The organism is Streptomyces sp. CA-250714, from assembly GCF_050936705.1.
Taxonomy (GTDB): Bacteria; Actinomycetota; Actinomycetes; order Streptomycetales; family Streptomycetaceae; genus Streptomyces.
Genome location: NZ_JBNJMI010000002.1, coordinates 2,444,678 through 2,468,253, shown reverse-complemented (window position 1 = coordinate 2,468,253; position 23,576 = coordinate 2,444,678). Strand labels below are relative to the sequence as shown.

At 70.9% G+C, this 23,576-nt stretch carries 20 protein-coding genes and 2 tRNA genes; 18 read left to right on the top strand and 4 right to left on the bottom strand.

Annotated elements, in window-relative coordinates; all coding sequences use genetic code 11:
- Positions 1-159: 159 nt before the first annotated feature.
- Positions 160-2,253, bottom strand: a complete 2,094-nt coding sequence (locus tag ACQEU8_RS29975) for a hypothetical protein (RefSeq protein WP_433106583.1) — start codon at positions 2,251-2,253, stop codon at positions 160-162.
- Between the two features lie 409 nt (positions 2,254-2,662).
- On the opposite strand from ACQEU8_RS29975, the gene proB reads away from it, so the two are divergent.
- The 5 genes from proB to ACQEU8_RS29950 all read left to right on the top strand — a co-directional run bounded on the left by proB (position 2,663) and on the right by ACQEU8_RS29950 (position 7,926).
- On the top strand, positions 2,663-3,799 hold the full coding sequence (gene proB / locus ACQEU8_RS29970) for a glutamate 5-kinase (protein ID WP_433108822.1): 1,137 nt from the start codon (positions 2,663-2,665) through the stop codon (positions 3,797-3,799).
- 325 nt (positions 3,800-4,124) lie between these two features.
- On the top strand, positions 4,125-4,499 hold the full coding sequence (locus ACQEU8_RS29965) for a hypothetical protein (RefSeq protein ID WP_433108820.1): 375 nt from the start codon (positions 4,125-4,127) through the stop codon (positions 4,497-4,499).
- An 88-nt stretch (positions 4,500-4,587) separates the two neighbouring features.
- Positions 4,588-5,868, top strand: a complete 1,281-nt coding sequence (locus ACQEU8_RS29960; protein WP_433106581.1) for a glutamate-5-semialdehyde dehydrogenase — start codon at positions 4,588-4,590, stop codon at positions 5,866-5,868.
- Positions 5,869-5,939: 71 nt separating this feature from the next.
- A complete protein-coding gene (locus tag ACQEU8_RS29955; protein ID WP_433106579.1) occupies positions 5,940-6,611 on the top strand; it encodes a hypothetical protein in 672 nt (223 codons plus the stop codon).
- A gap of 169 nt (positions 6,612-6,780) precedes the next feature.
- Complete coding sequence (locus tag ACQEU8_RS29950) at positions 6,781-7,926, top strand: hypothetical protein (RefSeq protein WP_433106577.1); 1,146 nt, start codon at positions 6,781-6,783, stop codon at positions 7,924-7,926.
- Here the strand turns inward: ACQEU8_RS29950 and ACQEU8_RS29945 are convergent.
- Positions 7,880-8,992, bottom strand: a complete 1,113-nt coding sequence (locus tag ACQEU8_RS29945) for a M48 family metallopeptidase (RefSeq protein WP_433106575.1) — start codon at positions 8,990-8,992, stop codon at positions 7,880-7,882. The two genes, ACQEU8_RS29950 and ACQEU8_RS29945, sit on opposite strands and share 47 nt — an antisense overlap.
- 219 nt (positions 8,993-9,211) lie before the next feature.
- On the opposite strand from ACQEU8_RS29945, the gene ACQEU8_RS29940 reads away from it, so the two are divergent.
- From ACQEU8_RS29940 to ACQEU8_RS29915, 6 genes are all read left to right on the top strand, one after another.
- Positions 9,212-9,382, top strand: a complete 171-nt coding sequence (locus ACQEU8_RS29940; protein WP_433106573.1) for a hypothetical protein — start codon at positions 9,212-9,214, stop codon at positions 9,380-9,382.
- Between the two features lie 36 nt (positions 9,383-9,418).
- Positions 9,419-10,063 (top strand): nicotinate-nucleotide adenylyltransferase, encoded by a 645-nt coding sequence (nadD, locus tag ACQEU8_RS29935; protein WP_433106571.1) that lies wholly within the window; start codon positions 9,419-9,421, stop codon positions 10,061-10,063.
- Entirely contained in the window at positions 10,060-11,769 is a 1,710-nt protein-coding gene (locus tag ACQEU8_RS29930) for a LytR C-terminal domain-containing protein (RefSeq protein WP_433106569.1), read from the top strand. Before nadD ends, ACQEU8_RS29930 begins: the two co-directional genes overlap by 4 nt.
- A 161-nt stretch (positions 11,770-11,930) precedes the next feature.
- A complete protein-coding gene (rsfS, locus tag ACQEU8_RS29925) occupies positions 11,931-12,383 on the top strand; it encodes a ribosome silencing factor (RefSeq protein WP_433106567.1) in 453 nt (150 codons plus the stop codon).
- Positions 12,380-13,033: a histidine phosphatase family protein gene (locus ACQEU8_RS29920; protein ID WP_433108819.1), complete on the top strand. Its 654-nt coding sequence runs from the start codon at positions 12,380-12,382 to the stop codon at positions 13,031-13,033. Before rsfS ends, ACQEU8_RS29920 begins: the two co-directional genes overlap by 4 nt.
- 110 nt (positions 13,034-13,143) lie before the next feature.
- Positions 13,144-13,216, top strand: a tRNA-Ala gene (locus ACQEU8_RS29915).
- Positions 13,217-13,296: 80 nt separating this feature from the next.
- Here the strand turns inward: ACQEU8_RS29915 and ACQEU8_RS29910 are convergent.
- On the bottom strand, positions 13,297-14,349 hold the full coding sequence (locus ACQEU8_RS29910) for a helix-turn-helix transcriptional regulator (RefSeq protein WP_433106565.1): 1,053 nt from the start codon (positions 14,347-14,349) through the stop codon (positions 13,297-13,299).
- Positions 14,350-14,442: 93 nt separating this feature from the next.
- Here ACQEU8_RS29910 and ACQEU8_RS29905 point away from each other — a divergent pair, with 93 nt between their 5' ends.
- The 3 genes from ACQEU8_RS29905 (at position 14,443) to ACQEU8_RS29895 (ending at position 16,533) form a co-directional block, all read left to right on the top strand.
- Entirely contained in the window at positions 14,443-16,023 is a 1,581-nt protein-coding gene (locus ACQEU8_RS29905; protein ID WP_433106563.1) for an MFS transporter, read from the top strand.
- 74 nt (positions 16,024-16,097) lie between these two features.
- Positions 16,098-16,292 carry a hypothetical protein gene (locus ACQEU8_RS29900; protein ID WP_433106561.1) on the top strand — a complete coding sequence of 65 codons (195 nt, stop codon included), beginning with the start codon at positions 16,098-16,100 and terminating at the stop codon, positions 16,290-16,292.
- A 7-nt stretch (positions 16,293-16,299) separates the two neighbouring features.
- The gene (locus tag ACQEU8_RS29895) at positions 16,300-16,533 is read left to right on the top strand and encodes a hypothetical protein (RefSeq protein ID WP_433106559.1); all 234 of its coding nucleotides are present in this window, start codon (positions 16,300-16,302) and stop codon (positions 16,531-16,533) included.
- Here ACQEU8_RS29895 and ACQEU8_RS29890 read toward each other — a convergent pair.
- Positions 16,512-17,810: a glycosyltransferase 87 family protein gene (locus ACQEU8_RS29890; RefSeq protein WP_433108817.1), complete on the bottom strand. Its 1,299-nt coding sequence runs from the start codon at positions 17,808-17,810 to the stop codon at positions 16,512-16,514. The two genes, ACQEU8_RS29895 and ACQEU8_RS29890, sit on opposite strands and share 22 nt — an antisense overlap.
- A gap of 281 nt (positions 17,811-18,091) precedes the next feature.
- Here ACQEU8_RS29890 and ACQEU8_RS29885 point away from each other — a divergent pair.
- The 4 genes from ACQEU8_RS29885 to ACQEU8_RS29870 all read left to right on the top strand — a co-directional run bounded on the left by ACQEU8_RS29885 (position 18,092) and on the right by ACQEU8_RS29870 (position 23,382).
- Positions 18,092-18,164, top strand: a tRNA-Ala gene (locus tag ACQEU8_RS29885).
- A 344-nt stretch (positions 18,165-18,508) separates the two neighbouring features.
- On the top strand, positions 18,509-21,382 hold the full coding sequence (gene leuS / locus ACQEU8_RS29880) for a leucine--tRNA ligase (protein WP_433106557.1): 2,874 nt from the start codon (positions 18,509-18,511) through the stop codon (positions 21,380-21,382).
- Positions 21,383-21,682: 300 nt separating this feature from the next.
- Complete coding sequence (locus ACQEU8_RS29875) at positions 21,683-22,501, top strand: hypothetical protein (protein WP_433106555.1); 819 nt, start codon at positions 21,683-21,685, stop codon at positions 22,499-22,501.
- 35 nt (positions 22,502-22,536) lie between these two features.
- The gene (locus ACQEU8_RS29870; RefSeq protein ID WP_433106553.1) at positions 22,537-23,382 is read left to right on the top strand and encodes a DegV family protein; all 846 of its coding nucleotides are present in this window, start codon (positions 22,537-22,539) and stop codon (positions 23,380-23,382) included.
- The last annotated feature ends 194 nt before the right edge of the window (positions 23,383-23,576 follow it).

Sequence of the window (23,576 nt, the reverse complement as noted above, 5' to 3'; positions counted from 1 at the left end):
GTGACGCAGACATACGGAAGGGCCCCGGGAGGCGAACTCCTCCCGGGGCCCTGCACCGTTCCGCGCCCCTGTGCGCCGGTGCGCTGCGTGTGCGCCGCCCGAACGGTTCGGTGTGGCGTCCGCAGCGCGGCACAGCGCTATGACAGGCAGCTCAGCGCATCATGTCGGCACCACGTCCTCCGGGTCCGCGGGACCCGGCGCCTCCATCTCGGCTTCCTCGGCGGCTTCCTCCGCCTCCCGCTGGCCGGGGATCTCGGCCGTACGCTGCGCGACGCGGGCGTTGCGGGCCTCGGCCTCCTCCGCAAGCTTGAGCGCGGCGGCGTTGAAGCGGGCGAGCGAGGGCGGGTCGGAGGGGCCCAGCAGATGCGTCTTGAGCTCCTTGCGGGCCCGCACCAGGGTGTCCTTCTCCGGATGGCGCACCGACTCCAGCAGCGCCGGAATCTGCTCCGCGTCCGGCGTGAGCACCGTGCCGGCCCGTACGGTCGGGAAGGTGCCCCGGAACTCGTCCTCCGTCATGCCGCTGGTGTTCGCCACCGCGTACGGCTTCTCGCTGCTGAGGTAGTCGGAGACGACGGAGGAGACGTCCGAGATCAGCAGGTCGGCCTGGTTGAAGCAGGTGAAGATCGCGGGCCGCGACCCGGCGATGATCTGGTGCTCCCACTCGGGGAAGGACGCCCAGTAGGCCGCCTCCCACGCCTCGGTCGCGGCCCGCACCCGGTCGGCGTTGCCCTCCTCGGGCGTGCCCTGGATCTTCATCCGCTCCATCTCGTCCGCGCTGCGGCGGAACGCGGAGGTGGAGACCCGGTCCAGCTCCGCCGTGCGGCGCTCCAGCTCGGCGACGGCCTCCGGGTCGCGCCGGGAGCCGCCGCGGGCGGCGTTGGCCTCCGTGATCAGGGCGCGGATGCGCTGGTCGGCGGCGCCCGCGCGGGGGTCGACCGAGCCGGTCATCGGGTGCGGCTTGTACAGCAGCCGTACCTTCGGGTCGGCCAGCAGCGCCTTGACGATGTTCTCGCCCGCCAGCGGCACCGAGGTGTTGCCCGGGTTGCCGTCCCAGCCCTCCCAGGTGGGGGCGTACAGCACGGTCGTGTACTCGCTCTTCGGCGCCGCGGCGCGCTCGTCGGCGTGCTGGATGGGGCTCAGCTGCGGGCGGCCGACCTCGACCACGTCCTTGTCGTCCACCCCGACCTCGGCGAGCTGGTAGCGCTCGCGGGCTGCCTCGCCGGCGACCCACACCTGGTCGTACGCCTTGGCGTAGGGGTTGCAGGAGGAGAGCTTGTCGGACTCGCCGTGGTTGATGAAGGCGTGCTTGAGGGTGGGGATGCGCAGCACCTGTGAGGTCTTGCCGGAGTTGGCCGGGTGCAGCAGCACCTTGAGCGTGGAGTGCTCCAGCCGCATCAGATGGGCGACCTTGGGGATGCAGACGATCGGGATGTCGGTGGCGTCGATCTTCTGCACCATGAACCGCTCACGCAGCACGATCAGCGGCCGCCCGTCGAGCTGGGCGAGGGTGCTCAGCCACATGTTCGCCTGGTACGCGGAGGAGGCGCCGCCGGAGAAGTACATGCCGACGGTCGGCTGGTACTCCGCCAGCCACTTGTCCAGCCACGCCAGCACGTCCTGCTCGCTCCTGGAGCGGTTCTTCGGCAGCAGCCAGGTGGCCAGGTAGAAGGCGCTGCTCAGCGACAGCAGCAGGGTGCAGCTCACACCGATGAGACCCCACTCCTGCACCGACAGGCTCGCACTGAGCATCAGTCCCACGGTGCCGGGGATGGAGAAGCGCAGCAGCCTGCGGCTGGGCTGCCGGGCCAGCAGCCGGGAGGGCGCGTCGGCGAGATTGAGCGCCGAGGTGTCGATGTTGCGGGTGACGACCGGCAGCGTGCGGGTCCGGCGCACCAGCTGGGCCACCGCCTGGCACAGGAAGTGTGCGGCGTAGGCGGCCAGCAGCAGGAGGGTGAGCGGTCGCTCGATGTCCGGCGGGACCTCGGGAATACGCACCAGCCCGATGACGACCAGCATGTCGCGGAGCAGCTGTCGCGTGGTGACGTCGAAACGGACCTTCCCGAGCAGCGCCAGCAGTCCGGGCTGCTTGTGCGTCAGGTACAGGTCGAGGGCGAGTCCCGCCAGCGAGGCGGCGACGAAGACGGGCACGTTCGGCAGCAGCGCACCTGCGAGCTGCACGGTGTAGAACACCGCGAGCGCGAGCAGGGCCGCGAGCTGCACGGCGCGTCGTGTGGAGAGTCCGGCAGAGGGCACGGGCTGGGCTCCTGGCATGGAGATCGAGGGTCGACGGGAATGGCAAAGGGGTGGCCGGTGACGGTGGCCAGGGTTGACCACTGACCGTATGACGCCCGTGGGTCAAGTGACAATCTTCGCCGGTCCCGGATGCGTGTTTACCTGGTCAAAGGTAACCATCCTCACGCGTCCATTGCGCGAAACGGATGAGCGGCCCGGACCAGCGCTGACGTAGATTGCGAGACAGGAGCACGGCGGGTCACGGGTCACGGGCGCACAGCGGCGCCCCACCGCCGCGGCGGCACAGGTGCGAGGGGTACGTACGGGCGTGACAGGAGACAGCGGGACAGGGCGCGTGGCGGGCGCTGCAGGGGAGAGCCGCAGCGGGTACGACGGCGTCACCGAGAGTGAGCGGGCGGCCCGTAATGCCGTGCGGGAAGCGCGCCGCGTCGTCATCAAGGTCGGCTCCTCCTCGCTGACCACCGCGGCGGGCGGGCTGGACGCCGACCGGGTGGACGCCCTCGTCGACGTCCTGGCCAAGCACATCGACGCCGAGCCCGGGGATGCCGAGCAGGCCGGGCTCCCGGGGCGGGAGATAGTGCTGGTCTCCTCCGGGGCCATCGCCGCCGGGCTGGCGCCGCTGGGGCTGGCCAAGCGCCCTCGCGACCTGGCCCGCCAGCAGGCAGCCGCAAGTGTCGGCCAGGGGCTGCTGGTGGCCCGCTACACGGCCTCGTTCGCCCGCTACGGCCGCCGCGTCGGCCAGGTGCTGCTGACCTCGGACGACACCAGCCGACGGGCGCACTACCGCAACGCCTACCGCACCCTGGACCAGCTGCTGGCCATGGGCGCCGTACCGATCGTCAACGAGAACGACACGGTGGCCACCGACGAGATCCGCTTCGGCGACAACGACCGGCTCGCCGCGCTGGTCGCCCATCTCGTCCGGGCCGATCTGCTGGTCCTCCTCTCCGACGTGGACGGCCTCTACGACGGAAACCCCGCCACTCCCGGCACCCGCCGCATCTCCCAGGTGCGTGGCCCCGCCGACCTGGAGGGCATCGACATCGGCAGCGCGGGCAGCGCGGGCATCGGCACCGGCGGCATGGTCACCAAGGTCGAGGCCGCGGGCATCGCTGCGGGCGCCGGTGTGCCGGTGGTGCTGACCTCCGCCGTGCACGCTGCCGACGCACTGGCGGGCCGCGAGACGGGCACGTACTTCCACCCGACGGGACGGCGCGCGGCGGGGCGCCTGCTGTGGCTCGCGCACGCGTCCACGCCCACCGGGGCGCTCACCCTGGACGAGGGCGCCGTGCGCGCCGTCGTGGACCGCCGTACCTCGCTGCTGCCCGCCGGTATCGCCGGGGTGGAGGGTGACTTCTCGGCAGGCGACCCGGTGGAGCTGCGGGACACCGGGGGACGCGCCGTGGCGCGCGGATTGGTGAACTTCGACGCCAAGGAGCTGCCCCGGCTCCTCGGCCGCACCACGCACGAGCTGGCCAGGGAGCTGGGCCCGGCCTACGAGCGCGAGGTCGTCCACCGCGACGACCTCGTACTGCTGCGCCCCTGACCGGTGTTGTCCGCTGGGCCCCTGACCGGTGCTGTCCGCTGCGCATCTGATTCGGGCGAACGGTTGCAGTACGGGAAAAAGTCCAGCCTTTCCACGGACACCTTCCGCAAAACGGCCCCGCGCGCGCCCTCGGACTGGTCAACTTTGACGCGGGCGATGCGAGCAGCACGTGCAACCGCACGTGCACGCACCGTCCCGAGAGTGGCACCGTCAGTCACAATCAGCACTCTCGGACATCACAGCACCAGCAACCCCACCGACACCAGCGCAGCAGCACCAGTACCACTTCAGGAGGCCACCGGTGAGACGACTGGCCAGCGTCGACATGGCGTCTTCTCCCCAGCCCGAGGCACGAGTCGGCTCGCGGCTCTGGCACATCACGCTCAGCGTCGCGGGGCGGGAGGCGCCGCTGGCCGACGTACGGCGTGCTCTCGAACAGCTCGCCCACGACCACCCGTTCCTGCTGACCAGCCGCTACGCCAACGACCACGCCGAGATCCGGTACTGGGAGGAGGCCCGCGACCTGCACGACGCCGCCGCCGTCGCGCTGCGGCTGTGGGGCGAGCACCGGTCCTCGGCCAAGCTGCCGCCCTGGGAGATCGTGGGGCTCGAGGTGATCGGCCGTGACACCTTCCACCAGCGGGTCGCCGAGGGCTACGGGCCGCCACCCGCGAGCCCGATGGGGGTGCACCCGTTCTGAGACGCCGGTTCTGAGACGCCGTTCCGGGACGCCGCTCCGGGACACCGTGCTGAGACGCCGGGGCGGCCCGCCGGGTGGCCCGACTACCATGCGCGCCATGAGCGCATCCGATACCCCCGTCGTTCAGGCGGCCCGCCGCGCGCGGACTGCGGCAGCCGACCTCGCCCCCGCCTCTCGCGCCACCCGTGACGCCGCCCTGCTGGCCATTGCCGAGGCGCTCACGGCGCGGACGGACGAGATCGTCGCCGCCAACGCGGCCGACGTCGCCAAGGCGCGTGCCGCCGGCACGGCGGAGTCCGTCGTCGACCGCCTCACACTCACCCCCGACCGGGTCGCGGCCATCGCCGCCGACGTCCGCGACGTGATCGCGCTGCCCGACCCGGTGGGCGAGGTGCAGCGCGGCTCGACGCTGCCCAACGGGCTGGAGCTGCGCCAGGTGCGGGTCCCACTGGGCGTCGTCGGGATCATCTACGAGGCACGCCCGAACGTCACCGTCGACGCCGCCGCGCTCTGCCTCAAGTCCGGCAACGCCGTGCTGCTGCGCGGCTCGTCCTCCGCGCACGCCTCCAACACGGCGCTGGTCGCGGTACTGCGCGACGCGGTCGCCAAGGCCGGACTCCCCGCCGACGTGGTGCAGTTGGTGCCCGGCGAGAGCCGGGAAAGCGTCACCGAGCTGATGCGCGCCCGGGGCCTGGTGGACGTGCTGATCCCCCGCGGCGGCGCCTCGCTGATCAAAACGGTGGTCGAGCAGTCCACCGTCCCCGTCATCGAGACCGGCACCGGCAACTGCCACGTCTACGTGGACGAGCGCGCCGACATCGACACCGCGCTCGCCGTCCTCGTCAACTCCAAGGCCCAGCGCCCCAGCGTCTGCAACGCCGCCGAGACCGTGCTGGTGCACGCGGGGATCGCCGACGCCTTCCTGCCGCGCGCCCTCGAAGCGCTCGCCGACGCGGGCGTCACCGTGCACGGCGACAACGCCTGGCAGACCGCGGCCGGTGCCTCCGGCCGGACCGTGCTGCCGGCCACCGACGAGGACTGGGCGAGCGAGTACCTCTCGTACGACATCGCGGCGGCCGTGGTGCCCTCGCTGGACGCCGCCGTCGAGCACATCCGCGCCTGGTCCTCCGGGCACACCGAGGCGATCGTCACCGCCGACACCGCCGCGGCCCGCCGCTTCACGGCGCTGGTGGACTCCGCCGCCGTGATGGTGAACGCCTCCACGCGGTTCACGGACGGCGCCCAGTTCGGCTTCGGCGCCGAGATCGGGATCTCCACGCAGAAGCTGCACGCGCGCGGTCCCATGGGTCTGCCGGAGCTGACCTCCACGAAATACGTGGTCACAGGGGACGGTCACATCCGGGACTGAACCGCACCGATTTTCCTCCCGGTTCCCTCCGGGCCTGCCCAAATTGATGGCATAGGTCTACGCTGGATCGCGTGCCGGACGACGTGGGGGGCAGGCCGTTCCCGGACGGCGAGGAGCCCGAGTACCGCGACCACGGGGCAGCGGACGACGAGTTCGCGTCCGTGGTGCTCGACGAGGACTTCGTACGCGCGGCCGAGGTCCACGAGCCGAGCGCGGCCGAGCGGATACTCGCCTCCGCCCAGTCGCACGCCGAGCAGGCGGAGCGGGAGAACCTCCGGGCCGCGGAGGACGGCTTCGGCTACGGACGCCACGATGGCGAGTTCCCGCACGACGAGTTCGGCGACGCGGACGACCCCTACGACGACGACCCGGACGACGACGAGGGCCGCTTCGACCGCTCCGACTACCGCCTGGAGTACGACGGTTCCGAGGGCTGCCCCCCGGAGCTGGACCCCGCGTTCGAGCACGGTTCCGACTTCGGGTACGGGCACACCTACGGCCGCTACGCGACGCGCGGCGGGGGCCCGCGCCCCTACCGCGGCCACCGCGGCTGGCAGCGGCCCGTCGCCTGGGTGCTGGCCGTCGTGATGGGGATCGGCATGGTGGCGCTCGCCTTCTCGGCCGTCTACCGGGGCACCTCCAACCAGCGGCAGGACCCCGCGCCGCCGCCCGCCACCACGGGTGTGGACCCCAGCGGGCCGGGTGCCCTGCCCAGCGTCTCAGCGGAGCCACCGGGCGGCTGAGCCCGCCCCCGGTGGCCGGCCCGCGGCCGGGCCCGGCACGCGTCCGGTGGCCGGGCCGGACGGTGACCCATCGCGGTCGGCTCGAGCGGCGGAACAGCATGAACGGGTTCCCGCAAGTTGGCCGGGGCCGCGCCGTTCGCGTCCGCCCGGTCGGTCCTACCCTGTTCCTATGGGCGGGCGAGTGGATCCTCCTGACGGGACGCCCGACGGCGCTCCCAACGGCGGCGACGACGAATACCGATCCCTGGTGTTCGACGAGTCGTTCATCAAGGCTGCGCGGCTCCAGGAGTTCTCCGCGCAGGAGCGCCTCCAGGACGAGGAGCACGCCGCCGTACGCCCCCGCCCCGAGGCGGAGCAGCGCGGCAGGACGGGCCTGGGCTTCTCCCGGCAGGGCCTGATCCTGGTGCTGCTGATCGCCCTCGCCTTCGGCACCGCCATCTACATGGGCATACGGAACCCGTACCGGTCCCCCGTACGCACCGGCGCCGAGCCGCTGCACAGCGAGGTGCTGCCGCTGGCACCCACCGACTCGGTCCCCGGCAGCACCCCGGCGGATCTGTTCGAGAACAGCCCCGCCGCCCGGTTCGCGACGGGGGCCGATGGAGTGGCGCTACCACCCGTTCGGAGCAGCGCCCACTTCTCCGAGAGCCAGGTGCTTGCCGCACTCTCCGTGGCCAAGGACTACGTCGTGGAGAGCTCGCTCGACCCGGATGTGCTCACCGGAGGCGCCGTGCGGCCGGTGCGCGTCCTGCTCAACCCCCGCCAGCAGCGCCAGTTCGACCAGAGCGTCGAGGACCCCCGCAACGACGGACGGCACGCCGCCACGGCCTGGATGGTGCGCTTCGACCGCGGCAGGACAGCGCTGGCCAGCACGAAGGTACGGGTCGACGGCACGCTCGCGGTCCAGGAGGTCGGCGACGGGCTGGAGGTCACCGCCGACCATGTCTTCGTCTACGCCGTACGCCCAGCCGACACGGGCAAGGGCGGGGCCGAGGGCGCGGGCGAGGCCCAGGAAGCGAGCAAGAGCGCGTCCCTGTTCTCCGTACGCCGCGAGGTGCGCTTCCGCTTCGAGCGGCAGGACCTGCGCGACCACCAGGTCAATGTGCGGCAGGTCGCCATGCGTGCCGGGCCGATGAACTGCGGTGCCGACACCGCCGACGCGCTGACGCCGCTGCTGGCGGGCGAGCGGGCCAAGGACGCGGGAAAGGCGGGGACCGACCCGTACGCGCGGGGCCGGTCCACCGCCTCGATGTGCGGGCTGCTGGCGTCTAACGCTCAGCCGAGCCCGGACCATCCTTCCCGTCCGAACCGTTAGCCCGCCCGTTCGTCCCGTCCTGGCCGCCGGAGCCGCCCCGGCCGCCGGTGAAGGTGTCGCGCAGCCTGCCGCCGACATCGCCGACGCCGCCCGCCAGGTCGCGGACGAAGCCCATCAGCGGGTCCTTGCTGTTGCGCACCGACTCGGAGTAGTGGTTGGCCGACTCCTTGAACGAGTCCCGGACCGAGGTGTCCTTGTCGTCCGCGCGCTTGGGGTAGTGGCCGTCCATGATCCGCTGGTAGTCGCGGCTGGCCGCCCACTTCTTCAGCTCCGCTGCGCGCACGGTGGTGAACGGGTGGGAGCGCGGCAGCACGTTCATGATCTTGAGTACGGAGTCGCGCAGATCGCCGCCCGCCTCGTACTCCTCGGCCTGCGCCAGGAAGGCGTCGACGTTCATCTCGTGCAGGTGGTTGCCGCCCGCCAGCTTCATCAGTCCGCGCATCGACGCCTGGAGGTCCTGGCCCACCAGCAGTCCGGCCCGGTCGGCCGACAGCTCCGACTTGCGGAACCACTCGCGCAGCGCCGTCACCAGCGCCATGACCGCCACGTTCCCCAGCGGGATCCAGGCGACCTTGAACGCCAGGTTGGACAGGAACAGCAATATCGTCCGGTAGACCGCGTGACCGGACAGCGCGTGCCCGACCTCGTGGCCGACCACGGCCCGCATCTCCTCCTCGTCCAGGAGCTCGACCAGGCCGGTGGTGAGGACGATGATCGGCTCGTCCATGCCCACACACATCGCGTTGGGCTTCGGATCCTGGGTGACGTACATCGGCGGGATCTTCTCCAGATCCAGGATGTAACAGGCGTCCCGCAGCATCGCGTTGAGATGGGCGAACTGCTGGTCGCTGACCCGCACCGAGTCGGAGAGGAACAACAGCCGCATGCTGCGCTCCGGCAGCAGACCGCTCAGTGCCTTGACCGCGGTGTCGAACCCGCTCAGCTTGCGCAGCGCGACCAGCGCCGAGCGGTCGGTCGGGTGCTCGTAAGCGCGTGACGAGATGCCCTCAAAGCGCCGCCTCTCGCGGCCCGGCAGGCGTTCCGTGCCGCCTGTGCCGTCTGTCATGGTGTTTCCCCCTCTTCGACTGGGCTGTCCACACTAGAGGGTGGGACGCGGAGCGAGCCGTTCCCGTTGCGTTCCGGATGAGTCGGGGTGAGGCGCCGGAGGGTCCCCGCTTACGATGTGGCTGCGCAGTTCCGCGTCCGCGCCGGTGTGCTCACCGGATTGCGGCCACCGGGACGACGCAGCCAACTGTCCGCGCCTCACGGGATAGGTTCCGCGACGATGACTCTGCCCAGCACCGCACATGACACCCTGCTGACCCTCGCCTCGGGGGGCGAGCACGGTGGGCACGGTCAGCACGAGAGCCTCAACCCGTATCTGACAGGTGGCGGCGCGCTGCTGGCGCTGTTCCTGCTGCTGTGGATCACCACGCGCTTCAACCGGGATCGCTGAGCCCGACCGGGATCGCTGAGCGTAAAGTCGTCCCGCATGGGAGAGGACATAGTGCCCGGGACCGGTAAGCGGCGGCTCGGCGTGATGGGTGGCACCTTCGACCCCATCCACCATGGCCACCTGGTGGCCGCCAGCGAGGTGGCGGCACGCTTCCACCTCGACGAGGTGGTGTTCGTACCGGCAGGGCAGCCGTGGCAGAAGAGCCACCGCGAGGTCTCGCCGGCCGAGGACCGCTATCTGATGACGGTGATCGCGACTGCGTCGAATCCGCAGTTCTCGGTCAGCCGGATCGACATCGACCGCGGTGGCAAGACGTACACGATCGACACGCTGCGCGAGCTCGCCGAGGCCAATCCGGACACGGACCTGTTCTTCATCACCGGTGCCGACGCGCTCTCGCAGATTCTGAGCTGGCGCAACACCGAAGAGCTGTTCTCGCTGGCCCACTTCATCGGCGTCACCCGCCCGGGGCACGCGCTGGCCGACCCTGGCCTGCCGCAGGGCGGCGTCTCCCTGGTGGAAGTCCCCGCGCTGGCCATCTCCTCGACGGACTGCCGCGCCCGGGTGGAACGCGGCGATCCGGTCTGGTACCTGGTCCCTGACGGCGTCGTGCGGTACATCAACAAGCGCGCGCTGTACCGGCACGACGAGGGCGGCACGGAGGGGGACTCGCGAGCGTGAGCGACGGCTACGGATACGACCCGTACGGCCGGCAGCCCGAGATCACCGGCTACGACGAGTACGGCAGGCCCGTATACCGCCCGCAGGAAGCGCAGCAGGAGGGCCCCGGCCCCGACGCGTACACCGCACAGGACGCGAACCCGTCGTACGACCCCTATGCGGGCTATCCGGCGCAGCAGGGCGGCTACTACGACACCTACGACCCGTACGCGCAACAGCAGGCTCCCGCATACACCGAGCCGCAGACGCAGCAGCAGCCCGACTGGCTGCCCCCGCAGGGCCGGCCGCCGCAGCAGGAGCAGCACGAAACGTACGGCCGTCAGTACGCGCAGCAGCAGTACGGCGATCAGCAGCAGTACGCGCAGCAGTACGAGCAGTCGGCGGCCGAGGCCCGGCCGGCACAAGCCGCGGCCGGCGGCGCCGCTTCCGGTCGCACCGAGTCGTCCTCCGGCACGGAGGGCGACTACCGCACCGAGCAGTTCTCGTTCGTCGAGGAGACCAGCGACGACTCCGAGGACGTCATCGACTGGCTCAAATTCACCGAGAGCCGCACCGAGCGCCGCGAGGAGGCCAAGCGCAAGGGCCGCAACCGTGTCGTGGCACTCGTCGTCGCCCTCGCGCTGGTGCTGGCGGGAGGCGTGGGCTACCTCTGGTACGCGGGCATGCTGCCGGGCACCGGCGACGATCAGGGCAGCGGTGGGGCCGCGGCGGGCGCGCACCGGGACGTGATCGTGGTGCACTTGCGCGAGCGGGGCGGAGTCAGCTCGACGGCGCTGCTCGTGGACAACGAGGGCGCGGGCGAGGGCTCCACCGTGCTGCTGCCCAACTCGCTGGCCGTCTCCACGGAGGACGGCAGGACGACCACACTCGGAAAGTCCGTGGAGGACCAGGGCGCCGGGCCCACCCGTGACTCGCTGAACACCCTGCTCGGCTCCGGCATCAAGGGCACCTGGCGGCTGGACACCCCCTACCTGGAGAACCTCGTCGAGCTGGTCGGCGGTATCGCGGTGAACACCGACACCACCGTGCCCGGTGCGAAGAAGGGCGAAGGTCCGCAGGTCAAGCAGGGCAGCAGGCAGGACCTGGACGGACGGGCCGCCGTCGCCTACGCCACCTACCGCGCCCCGGGAGAGCTCCAGACCAAGCAGCTCGCCCGGTTCGGGCAGGTCATGCAGGCGGTGCTCAAGAAGCTCTCCGGCGACGCGGGAGCGGCCACCAAGACCGTCGAGTCGCTCGGCCAGATCCCCGACCCCTCGCTGTCCGAGTCCCAGCTCGGCACCTCGCTGGCCAAGCTGGCGAACCGCGCCAAGCAGGGCGACTACCGCACCCGGACCCTGCCCGTACGGGCCGACGGCACGCTCAGCCCGCAGGTCAGCGACCAGGTCGTCAAGAAGGTGCTCGGCGGCAGCGTCAAGAACTCCGACCCCGACGCGGCCCCCCGGGTGAGCCTGAAGAACGCCACCGGCAAGCGCGGCTTGGACAACGCCGCCTCTGCCGCGCTGGTCAACGGCGGCTACACGGTGGTCAAGGGTGGCACGGGCACCACCCGCACCAGGTCCCTGGTGACCTACGCCGAGGCCGGGCAGAAGGCCAAGGCGGCGGAGATCGCCAAGACGCTGGGGCTGCCCGGCAGCACAGTCCGCAAGGCCAAGGGCGCCGCCAACGCGGACGTCACGGTCGTGCTGGGCGCCGACTACCGGGGCTGACCGGGCCCGGGACAGCCGAGACCGGCCGGGACGCCGAACAAGGACCGGCCGGGACGGCGAAGAAGGACTGAGAAGAACGGCCGCGACGGCAGGGCAGAAATCCGGTCGCGCGGCCGTGAGACCCTGGAATACGAGATGTTTCCGATCCGAAAGCCTTGCCTGTGACCGCCACGGACCGTTCCCTCGAGCTGATCAACACCGCCGCCCAGGCGGCGGCCGACAAGCTCGCGCACGACATCGTCGCCTACGACGTCAGCGACGTACTCGCCATCACCGACGCTTTCCTGCTCGCCTCGGCGCCCAACGACCGGCAGGTCAAGGGCATCGTCGACGAGATCGAGGAGCGGCTGAACAAGGAGCTGGGCGCCAAGCCCGCTCGCCGCGAGGGCGAGCGTGACGGCCGCTGGGTGCTCCTCGACTACGTCGATATCGTCGTCCACGTCCAGCACAGCGAGGAGCGCGTCTTCTACGCCCTGGAGCGGCTGTGGAAGGACTGCCCGCAGCTGGAGCTCCCCGAGGACGCCAAGGCGACCCGCGGCAAGGCCGCCGAGCACGCGAACGCGATGGCGGCCGGCTCCGAGCAGGCGGACGAACTGGACGGAGAACTGCGCTGAACGGCACGGGGGCGGTAAGGAACCGCAAGATCGTTCTGTGGCGGCACGGCCAGACCGCGTGGAATCTCGAACGGCGCTTCCAGGGCTCGACCGACATCCCGCTCACGGATGCCGGGCTCGACCAGGCACGGCGGGCGGCGCGGCTGCTCGCCGGACTGCGCCCGGACGCGATCCTGGCCTCGGACCTGCAGCGCGCTGCCGCCACGGCCGCGACGCTGGCCGCGCTGACCGGTCTCGACGTCACCCACGACGAGGGCCTGCGGGAGACCTACGCGGGCGACTGGCAGGGGCTCACGCACGAGGAGATCGTCTCCCGCTACGGCGAGCAGTACGCCGCCTGGAAGCGGGGCGAGCCGGTGCGCCGGGGCGGCGGTGAGCTGGAGACCGAGGTCGCGGAGCGGGCGGCGCCCGTGGTGGAGCGTGGCGTGGACAAGCTGCCGGACGGCGGGACGCTCGTCGTCGTCAGCCACGGCGGCACCATCCGTACCACCATCGGACGGCTCATCGGGCTGCCGCCGAGCACCTCGGAGGCGCTGGGCGGGCTGTCCAACTGCAGCTGGTCCGTCCTGGGTGAGACGGTGCGTGGCTGGCGGCTGCTGGAGCACAACGCGGGCAGCCTGCCCGAGCCGGTGCTCGGCGACGACGACTGAGGCCGCCGGCGGCTCAGCGGCCGTCGAGGGCGGCGGGCGGCCGGATTTCTCATTCCGCCTGGCCACCCGCTAAGCTGCATCTCGTTCACGGCGCTCCGGCGCCGGTCCTCGGGGCTATAGCTCAGTTGGTAGAGCGCTTGCATGGCATGCAAGAGGTCAGGAGTTCGATTCTCCTTAGCTCCACGTGGACCTCTCGGATCCCGTCCTCCTTCACGGAGGGCGGGATCTTTGATGTGCGTGCCCAGACGGGACGGCTACGGCGGTCAGCCCGCGTCCGGCATGCCGGGGCGGGACGCGCAGGGCCGCACGTCCCTCGGGCTCAGCTCCTCCGCCTTCCGTCTGCTCGCGCGCAGCAGTCGCTCGTGTATGCGTGACAGCGGCTGGGCGTGCTCCGGGCAGCCGATCATCGGGTCCTCTATCGTCCGCAGCCGCGCGAGGAGCTCCTCGGTCTCGTCGTCGTGCGGCACATAGGCCACGATCCGTGTCTCGGCCGCGCCGCTGATCTGGAGCGAGGTCGAGCTGAGCCGCAGCTGACCGACCGAGGCGTGCTGCACCAGCTTGATCCGCGCTCCGGGCGGGGCCACGTCCCCGCTGCGCCACAGCTGCGCGAACTCCTCGCTCGCCTCGCACATCCGGCTGATGAACTGCTCCCAGGGCCTCTCACCGACGTGCCGGCCGTAGGTGCCGCGCAGCGTCGCCACCATCAGCGACAGCTCCGCCTCCCGGTTGAGGATCGGGCAGCAGCACGGCGGCATCGTCACGAACTGCTGCCACAGCACATTGCGTTCGGGCTGGCCCACCAGATCGAGGACCGGAAAGAGGTGCCGATAGCCGCTGTTGGCCGCCAGCACGTCGTAGCGGCCGTTGTAGACCACGGCGGGCATCGGGTCCATCGCGCCGAGGATGCGGTGCACCTCCGGCTCGACGGTCTCGGCGATCCGCTCCGGGGACGGCGGGCGGGGCACCTCCGCCAGGTGGTACAGATGCTCGCGTTCGGCCTCGTCCAGGCGCAGCGTGCGCGCCACCGCGTCCAGGACCTGCGCGCTGGCGTTGATCGGACGGCCCTGCTCCAGCCACGTGTACCACGTCACACCCACGCCGGAGAGCTGGGCGACCTCCTCGCGGCGCAGCCCGGGGGTGCGGCGGCGGGGGCCCGGGGGCATGCCGACGTCGGCGGGCGATACCCGGGCGCGACGGCTGCGCAGGAATGCGGCCAGCTCGGACCTGCGGCGCCGGCCTGCCGTGCGCGACGTTCCGGCGGCAGCGCCCGCTTGCGGCTCCGTTCCTGTGTCGGCGATGACTGTCACATCCCCCATCGTCGTGGCAGCGCACAACGGCTGCCAGGTGCTGTCAGTACCAGCATCGCCGGGCTCTCGGGATCTTCGACCCGGCCCGGCCAGGCTCTGTGCATGACCTTCGCTCCTTCGTCTTCCGCTACTCCCGTTCCGGCCGCGCGGACTTCCACCCCGGCGGCGGACCCGGCCTCCGAGCGCCGGATACGCGACAGCCGCAGCCTCAGTAAAGAGCACGCCACTGACAGCGGGTCCGGCACCGCACGCCGTGGCCCGCGCCCGGGGTGGCTGCTGGCGATCGTGCTCACCGGCCAGTTCATGGCGCTGCTGGACACCTTCATCGTCAACGTCGCGGCCCCCGACCTGCGTGCGGACCTGCATGCCTCGGGGGCGGGGCTCCAGCTGGTGATCGCCGGGTACACCATCGCCTACGCGGTGCTGCTGATCACCGGGGCGCGGCTGGGCGCACTGCTGGGCCACAGCAGGGTGTTCCTGGGCGGCCTCGTCCTGTTCACCGTCGCCTCACTGGCCTGCGGGCTGGCCACGGGCACAGGCCAGCTCATCGCCTTCCGGCTGGTCCAGGGCGCGGGCGGCGCCGCGATGCTGCCGCAGGTGCTCAGCCTGATCCAGCGCACATTCACCGGGCTCGCCCGCACCCGCGCGCTGGGCGCCTACGCGGCCGTGCTCGGCGTCGGCGCCGCGGCGGGTCAGCTGCTGGGCGGGGTGCTGGTGAGCGCCGACCTGTTCGGCTGGGGCTGGCGCCCGGTCTTCCTGATCAACGTTCCGGTGGGCCTCGCCCTGCTCGCCCTCGCGCCCTGGCTGATGGGCGTGCGCGATGAGGCCAGGGGCGGTGCCGAGGAGCGCAGCGCCCTGGATCTGCCGGGGCTGGCCCTGCTCGGCGCGGTGCTGCTGCTGTTCACCGTTCCCGTGGTGCTCGGACGGGAGCAGGGGTGGCCGCTGTGGGGGTGGATATCCCTGGCGCTGTGCGCCGCGCTCGTTCCGGCCTTCGCGCGCTACGAGATGCGGCTGGCCCGGCGCGGCGGCAGGCCGCTGATCTCACCGCTGGTCCTGCGAGCACCGGGCGTACCACTGGCTGTCGTACGGATCTTCTGCATGATGGCGGTCAACGCCGGATTCGTCCTGGTGCTGATGCTGCACCTGCAGACCGGCCTGGGGCAGAGCGCACTGCTGGCCGGACTCGCGATGGTGCCGACAGCTGTGCTGTTCGCGGTGGTCGGTACGAACTGGCGGCGCCTTCCGCAGTCGTGGCACCCCCGGCTGTCGGCCGCCGGGTTCCTGACCGCGGCGGCCTCGTTCGGATGGCTGGGGGCGCTGCTGTCGGACGGCGGTGACGGTGGCGCCTGGCTGTACGTCGGTCAGGCCGCCTGCGGAATCGGGATGTCCCTCGCCTACAACCCCGTACTGTCGCGCACGCTGGCGAGCGTGCGGCAGAGCGAAGCAGCCGACGCCAGCGGCCTGTTGGTGACCACCGCGCAGCTCGGACTGCTGAGCGGGGTGGCACTGTTCGGCGCCGTCTTCCTGGAGCGGGTGGAGGGTGCGGCGCCGTCCGCCGCCACCTCGGCCCACGCGCTCACCGTCACCTGCGCGGCACTGGTGACCGGATCGCTGGTGGGCGCTGTGGCGGGCCCGTTCAACGGGCTGGTGCGCCGGGTAAGGGGATTGGCAGGGGATCGCTGACCGGCCCTTAGGCCGGAAGCCGGAACGTGGCAGAATCGTGACGGCTGGAAGGGGGAAGGGGAGGGACGAGTGCGATGTCGGCGACGGTCCTCGACGAGGACGGCTCCGGGCCCGCGCCTCGGTGCTCCCCGCTCCGTACGGAGCTCTCCCGGGGCGCTCCGTGCAACCTTCAGTGCCCGTCCTGCGGTTCTGCGAACGTCGCTCAAGTGCTCGGCGACAATGGAGGAGTGTCCTACGTGTGCACGGCTTGCGGCCACATCTGGAGCTGAGTGAGGGATGGGCGCCCACAGCAGGAAGTGCGACTGGTGCGGTAGCGGCACCCCGATCGTCCGCGACATGGAACCGGTCAACAGCGAGTATCAGTACTGGTGCGAGGACTGCGCCCGGGCCCTGATCATAAAAGGCGACCCGATCGAGACCTACCGTGAGCTGGACGGCGAGCCGATCTACGGCCGCCTGCTGGAAGCCCACTGCACGCTGAAGCGTTTCTACTCCTTCGCGACGGCCTGAGCCCCCGCCTCGGCCACCGTTCCCGCCCTCGCCACCGTCCTCCGCTCCACGGGGCCGTGCCCTCCGCCCTGTCCGCGCAGTGTGCGCAGCGCCACCACAGCCGTGACGACCAAGAACGCCGTCCCCACCAGCGGGTAGCAGGCCGACAGCAGCATCTGGCCGCCGTTCTGGTGGAGTTCGGGCGGATGGGAGGAACCCGCGTCACGGGGTACCCACCACAGCGCGTACGAGCAGAACACCAGGTCGGCCAGCAGCGCCCCGGCCAGCCAGCGGCGACTGCCGCGGCGCCGCGCCTCCACGCCGAGCAGCAGCATCAGCGGCAGGCACCACACCCAGTGGTGCGACCAGGAGATCGGGCTGATCAGCAGCATGGTGACAGCACAGGCGACGACAGCCCAGGCGGTCCCGTGCGGCAGCCCGCGCTGCCCCGCCAGCGCCGCCGCAACAGCCGCGCCCAGGCCGAGCACGGCCGCCAGCGCGGCAAGCCCCACCCACAGCCAGCCCGGCTCACCGGTGTGCAGCAGACGCGCTGTCACGCCGCTCAGGGACTGGTTGTCCGAGATCTCCGTACGCCCGACCCGGTCGGACTGGAAGAGGGCACCGCCCCAGAAGCGCCGGGAGTCGTGCGGCAGCACCAGCGCGGACAGCAGCGCGGTACCCAGGAAGGTCACTGTCGCAACGGTCGCCTGCCGCAGCCACGGGTTCCACAGCTCCGCCGTACGGCCCGTGCGCCGCAGCCGCCGCCAGCCGCGGACCAGCCCGTACAGCGTGAGGAAAACGGCGAACAGCGCGGGCGTCAGCTTGATGCCCGCCGCGATCCCGATACCCACGCCCGCCCAGCGGTGCCCCGGACGACGGGTCAGGTCCCACAGCACCAGTGCGGCCAGCAGCAGATTGATCTGCCCATAGCGCAGCGTCGTCCACACCGGTTCGCACCACACCACGAGTGAGGCGATCCCCAGTGCCGCAGCTCCCCGTGGAACGTGCAGCGGACGTCCCACCAGTCGCAGGGACAGATGGACGAGCACGACCAGCAGTGCGAGGTTGCCGAACGTCGCCACCCCGCGCATGTCGGCCACGTCCAGCAGCGTCAGCGGGAGGAACAGCAGCGCGGCGAAGGGCGGGTAGGTGGCGGGCAGGTCGGCGTAGGTGGCGCGCATCGAGTACAGGTCGTAACCGTTGCGCACGGTCCAGCCCTCGGCCCGGTAGACCATCAGGTCGATCATGGACACATCCGCCGTGCGCTGGGCGGCCCAGAATGCGGCGAAGGAGACCATGGACAGGGCTATCGCCAGAGTGACCGGCCGCCGCAGCAGATATCCCTTGAGCCCAAGGTATCCCCTGAGTGCCGGCGCCCACTTGCTCTCGGCGGCCTGGTGAAACGTGCTCACGAGCCGACCGTATCGACTGTCGTGCCACCGGCACCCGCGGGGCTGAGCTGATCGGGAGCGGGCTCCGCCCAGCTCGGGGCATACCGGAAAGCGATTTGGCACAACGCGGTGTACCCCGTGTAAGCTGGCGAAGCCGCCGCGGGGAAGCCCCGGCGGACCAGAAATCTGGGGCTATAGCTCAGTTGGTAGAGCGCTTGCATGGCATGCAAGAGGTCAGGAGTTCGATTCTCCTTAGCTCCACGGAAGCGAGAGGCGAGGTGTGCCTGCGAAGCAGGCCGCCTCGCTTCCTTTGTGTTTTGCGGCTTCGCCGCGTTGTGGGGGCTTCGCCACCCACACCCCCTTTGGAGGGTGGGCCCCTCTCGTTTTGCGCGACTGTCTCACGTTCTGGGCTCCAGGCGGGGGGATCGGTGGGTGCGGTACCCTGTGCGCTATGCGTGCCGTACGCCTTCTGCTTAGCGAGCCGCGCTGAATCAGCACCGGTCCCTCTCCCGTGGACCGGGATCGGCGCGGCTCCCCCTCCTGTGCGAGGGGTTTTTTCGTTTCAGGAGCGCTGGGCAGAGACGACCGATGGAGCTTTGAGGACGATGAGCGAGACGACCACTGCCGCCGAGACCGCGGCCCCTTATCGCTACACGGCGGCCCTGGCCGCCGACATCGAGGCACGCTGGCAGGACTTCTGGCAGAAGCACGGCACCTACGAGGCGCCCAACCCCGGCGAGGGCTCACTGGGCGGCGACCCGGAGCGGGCCGCCAAGCCCAAGAAGTTCGTCATGGACATGTTCCCGTACCCCTCGGGTGCGGGGCTGCACGTCGGGCACCCCCTGGGCTATATCGCGACGGACGTCTACGCCCGCTACGCCCGTATGACCGGGTACAACGTGCTGCACACCCTGGGCTTCGACGCCTTCGGGCTGCCCGCCGAGCAGTACGCCGTCCAGACCGGCACCCACCCGCGCGCCTCGACCGAGGCCAACATGGTGCAGATGACGGCACAGCTGCGCCGCCTGGGCCTGGGGCACGACGAGCGCAGGTCCTTCGCCACGATCGATCCCGAGTACTACCGCTGGACCCAGTGGATCTTCCTGCAGATCTTCAACTCCTGGTACGACACCGAGGCACGCAAGGCACGTCCCATCGAGGAACTGGTCGAGCAGTTCGCCTCCGGTGCCCGTGAGACGCCCGAGGGCTGGGGTGCCTGGAGCGAGCTGAGCGAGCGGGAGCGGGCCGATCTGCTGGGCGAGTACCGGCTGGCCTACGCCTCCGACGCACCGGTCAACTGGAGCCCGGGGCTGGGCACCGTACTGGCCAACGAGGAGGTCACCGCCGACGGCCGCTCCGAACGCGGCAACTTCCCGGTCTTCAAGGCCAAGCTGCGGCAGTGGAACATGCGGATCACCGCCTACGCCGACCGCCTGCTGGAGGACCTGGACGACCTGGACTGGCCCGAGGCGATCAAGCTGCAACAGCGCAACTGGATCGGCCGCAGCGAGGGCGCGAAGATCCGCTTCCCCATCGGGGACGCGTACATCGACGTCTTCACCACCCGCCAGGACACCCTGTTCGGCGCCACCTACCTGGTGCTGGCCCCCGAGCACCCGCTGGTCGAGACCGTCGTCCCCGATGTCTGGCCCGAGGGCACCCACCAGGTGTGGACCGGCGGCCATGCGACACCGGCCGAGGCGGTTGCCGCCTACCGGGCGCAGGCGGAGGGCAAGTCGGACGTCGAGCGTCAGGCTGAGGCCAAGGACAAGACCGGTGTCTTCACCGGCGCCTACGCCACCAACCCGGTCAGCCAGGAGAAGATCCCGGTCTTCATCGCCGACTATGTGCTGATGGGCTACGGCACCGGCGCGATCATGGCTGTACCGGCGCACGACCAGCGCGACTTCGAGTTCGCGCGCGCCTTCGAGCTGCCCGTGCGCTGTGTCGTCGAGCCCACCGACGGCCGCGGGACGGACACCTCGACTTGGGAGAACGCGTTCAGCTCGTACGACGCGACCATCGTCAACTCCAGTGACGACGACATCTCGCTGGACGGCCTGGGCGTGCACGAGGCCAAGGAGCGGACGCGGCAGTGGCTGGAGGAGCACGGCCTGGGTGAGGGCACCGTCAACTACCGGCTGCGCGACTGGCTGTTCAGCAGGCAGCGCTACTGGGGCGAGCCCTTCCCGATCGTCTACGACGAGGACGGCATCGCTCACGGGCTGCCGGAGTCGATGCTGCCGCTGGAGCTGCCGGAGGTCGAGGACTACTCCCCGCGCACCTTCGACCCGGACGACGCGAACACCTCGCCGGAGACCCCGCTGTCCCGGAACGAGGAGTGGACCAACGTCACCCTGGACCTGGGCGACGGCAAGGGCCCGCGCCGCTTCCGGCGGGAGACCAACACCATGCCCAACTGGGCGGGCTCCTGCTGGTACGAGCTGCGCTATCTGGACCCGTACAACGACGAGAAGCTGGTCGACCCGGACATCGAGCGCTACTGGATGGGCCCGCGCGAGGGGCAGCCGAAGGGCGGCGTCGACCTGTATGTGGGCGGTGCCGAGCACGCCGTGCTGCATCTGCTGTACGCGCGTTTCTGGTCGAAGGTGCTGCACGACCTGGGGCACATCTCGTCCTCCGAGCCGTTCCACAAGCTGTACAACCAGGGCATGATCCAGGCGTACGTCTACCGGGACGCGCGCGGCATCGCCGTACCGGCCGCCGACGTGGAGGAGCGCGACGGCGCGTACTACTACCAGGGCGAGAAGGTCAGCCGGCTGCTGGGCAAGATGGGCAAGTCGCTGAAGAACGCCGTCACCCCGGACGAGATCTGCACCGATTACGGCGCCGACACCCTGCGGCTGTACGAGATGGCCATGGGCCCGCTGGATGTCTCCCGGCCCTGGGACACCCGTGCGGTCGTGGGCCAGTTCCGGCTGCTGCAGCGGCTGTGGCGCAACGCGGTGGACGAGACGACGGGCGAGGTCACCGTCGTCGACACCGAGCCGGACGAGGCGACGCTGCGCGCCGTGCACAAGGCGATCGACGGCGTCACCCAGGACATGGCCGGGCTGCGCTTCAACACCGCGATCGCCAAGATCACGGAGCTGAACAACCATGTCACCAAGCTGCGCGAGGTGCCCCGCTCCGTCATCGAGACCATGGTGCTGCTGATCGCGCCGCTGGCTCCGCACATCGCCGAGGAGCTGTGGCGCAAGCTGGGCCACGAGGAGTCGGTCGTCTACGAGGACTTCCCCGTCGCCGACCCGGCCTACCTGGTGGACGAGACCGTGACCTGCGTCGTCCAGGTCAAGGGCAAGGTCAAGGCCCGGCTGGAGGTGGCGCCCTCGGTGTCCGAGACCGAGCTGGAGGCCCTGGCGCTGGCCGAGCCCGTGATCGTGAAGTCGCTGGGCGGGGCGGAGGTGCGCAAGGTGATCGTCCGCGCGCCGAAGCTGGTCAATATCGTTCCGGCTTGATCGTCCTGGCGTGATCGTCCTGGCGTGATTGGCCCGGTGTGATTGGCCGGTCTGATCGCCCTGGCGTGATCGCCCTGATCTGATCGCGCCTGATCGCCCTGGGCAACCGTCCCGGCGCGAGGACCCAGGGCGTAGCACGAAAGAGCAGGGCGTAAGTGACGGCGGGCGCCTCGTGGTGCTGCCGGTGCCGCGCCCTTACGGGACTTCATGGGGGTGGCTCCGGGTTCTGTGGAACCTGGAGCCGCCCCCGCCCGTTTACGCTGAACGGAGACGGGGCGACTGACGACGGAGGAGCGACCTGTGGACGTGGTAGCCGTCATCGGCCTGGTGTTCGTACTGGCCGTCCTCATCTTCGGCACGATCATCACGCTGCGCACGGTGCGGGCCGTCAAACGCGGTGTTGAGCGCACCGGGGCGCAGGTGCGGCGCACGGCGGAGGAGACCGTGCTCAGGGCGCGCTCCGTACAGCCCGGTCCTGTCGGTGAAACCGCCCGTATCCGCCTGGAGTTGCGTGCCTCCATCGACAGCACGCGGGTCGCGCTGGAGGCCGGCGCGCAGAACGACCCGGGCCTCTCCGAGGCCGTCGACCTTCTGGACAGGCTCCACGAGCACGCCCGGCATCTGGACGGCGAACTGCGGCTGCTGATGGAGCGCGAGCCGGACCACTCCCGGATCGCCGCCCGGCTGCCCGAGGCGCGGGAGCGGATGCGGCACATCAAGCAGTCGGCGGACTCGCTACGCTTCGCGGCGCAGGACCGGGCACGGCAGTTCGACGCCGAGGGGTTGAGCGCGCTGCGCGACCGGATCGACATCGAGTCCGGCGCCCTGCGCCACTGGACCCCTGCCCCGGCGAGCGACAAACCGTTGGCCGACCCCTCGGCCGCGGGCGGGTTCGCGAGCGGTTCCGCCGCCGGTGGGGCGAGGGGGGCCGCGGCAGACAGTGGCGCGGCTGCGGCCGAGGAAGCGTCCTCCGCCGCCGGGCAGTCGGCTCAGCAGGCCGCCCGGCCCGAGCTGGGGCCGTCCGGGCAGGGCCTCGACCCGTCGCTGACCGATCCCACAGCTGACCGGAACAGTTCGGTGCCGTCGTTCCGCAAGCGGCGCCCGCGGAGCGCCTCCTGAGTCGCTCCGTTCGCCCGCCCGATACCCTCCGTTCCATGCACGGCCCCCTAGCGATCGTCACGGACTCCACCGCCTATCTGCCGCCCGAGGCGCTGCGGCGGCATGGAATCGACGCCGTTCCGCTGACCGTCGTACTCGGCGAGGAGGCTTTGGAGGAGGGCACGGAGATCTCCGCGCGCTCGCTGGCCACCGCGCTGCGCGAACGACGTCCGGTCACCACCTCCCGGCCCAGCCCCGAGACCTTCGCCCGCACCTACCGGGCCGCTGCCGAGGCGGGGGCGGCAGGCATTGTTTCGCTCCATCTGTCGGCCGAGTTCTCCGGTACGTACGACGCCGCACTGCTGGCCGCCAAGGAGGCGCCTGTGCCGGTGCGTGTGGTGGACACCGGGGTGGTGGCCATGGCGTTGGGATTCTGCGCGCTCGCGGCCGCGGAGGCGGCCGAGGCGGGTGCGTCGCTGGACGAGGCGGTGACAGCAGCCGAGAAGCGTGCCGAGGGCACCTCGGCGGTCTTCTACGTCGACACCCTGGACTATCTGCGCAGGGGTGGCCGCATCGGCGCCGCCCAGGCGTTGCTGGGCTCCGCGCTCGCCGTCAAACCGCTGCTGGAGGTGGCGGACGGCCGGATCGGGATGCTGGAGAAGGTCAGAACCGCGTCCAAGGCCATCGCGCGGCTGGAGGAGATCGTGGTGGAACGGGCCGGGGAGGCGCGGGTGGACATCGCCGTGCACCATCTCGCCGCCGCCGAACGTGCCGAGCAGCTCGCGGAGCGTTTCCGCACGCGGGTGCCGGGGCTGGGCGAGCTGCATGTGAGCGAGGTCGGTGCGGTTATCGGGGCTCACACGGGTCCGGGGCTGGTGGGGGCTGTGCTCTCGCTCAGGTGAGGGGGCTTGGGGGGTGGGCTTGCACGGGTGAGCTTCCGCGGGGGTGAGCTCCCATGGCTGGGAACTTCCTCGGGGGCGAGCTTGCATGGATGCGGACTTCCATGGATGCGAACTCCCTCGGAAGAGTGAGCGAGTTTTCCACAACTCCCGGGTTATCCACGGGAATCGAGCAAGATCACCGCAGTGGGCGCCGA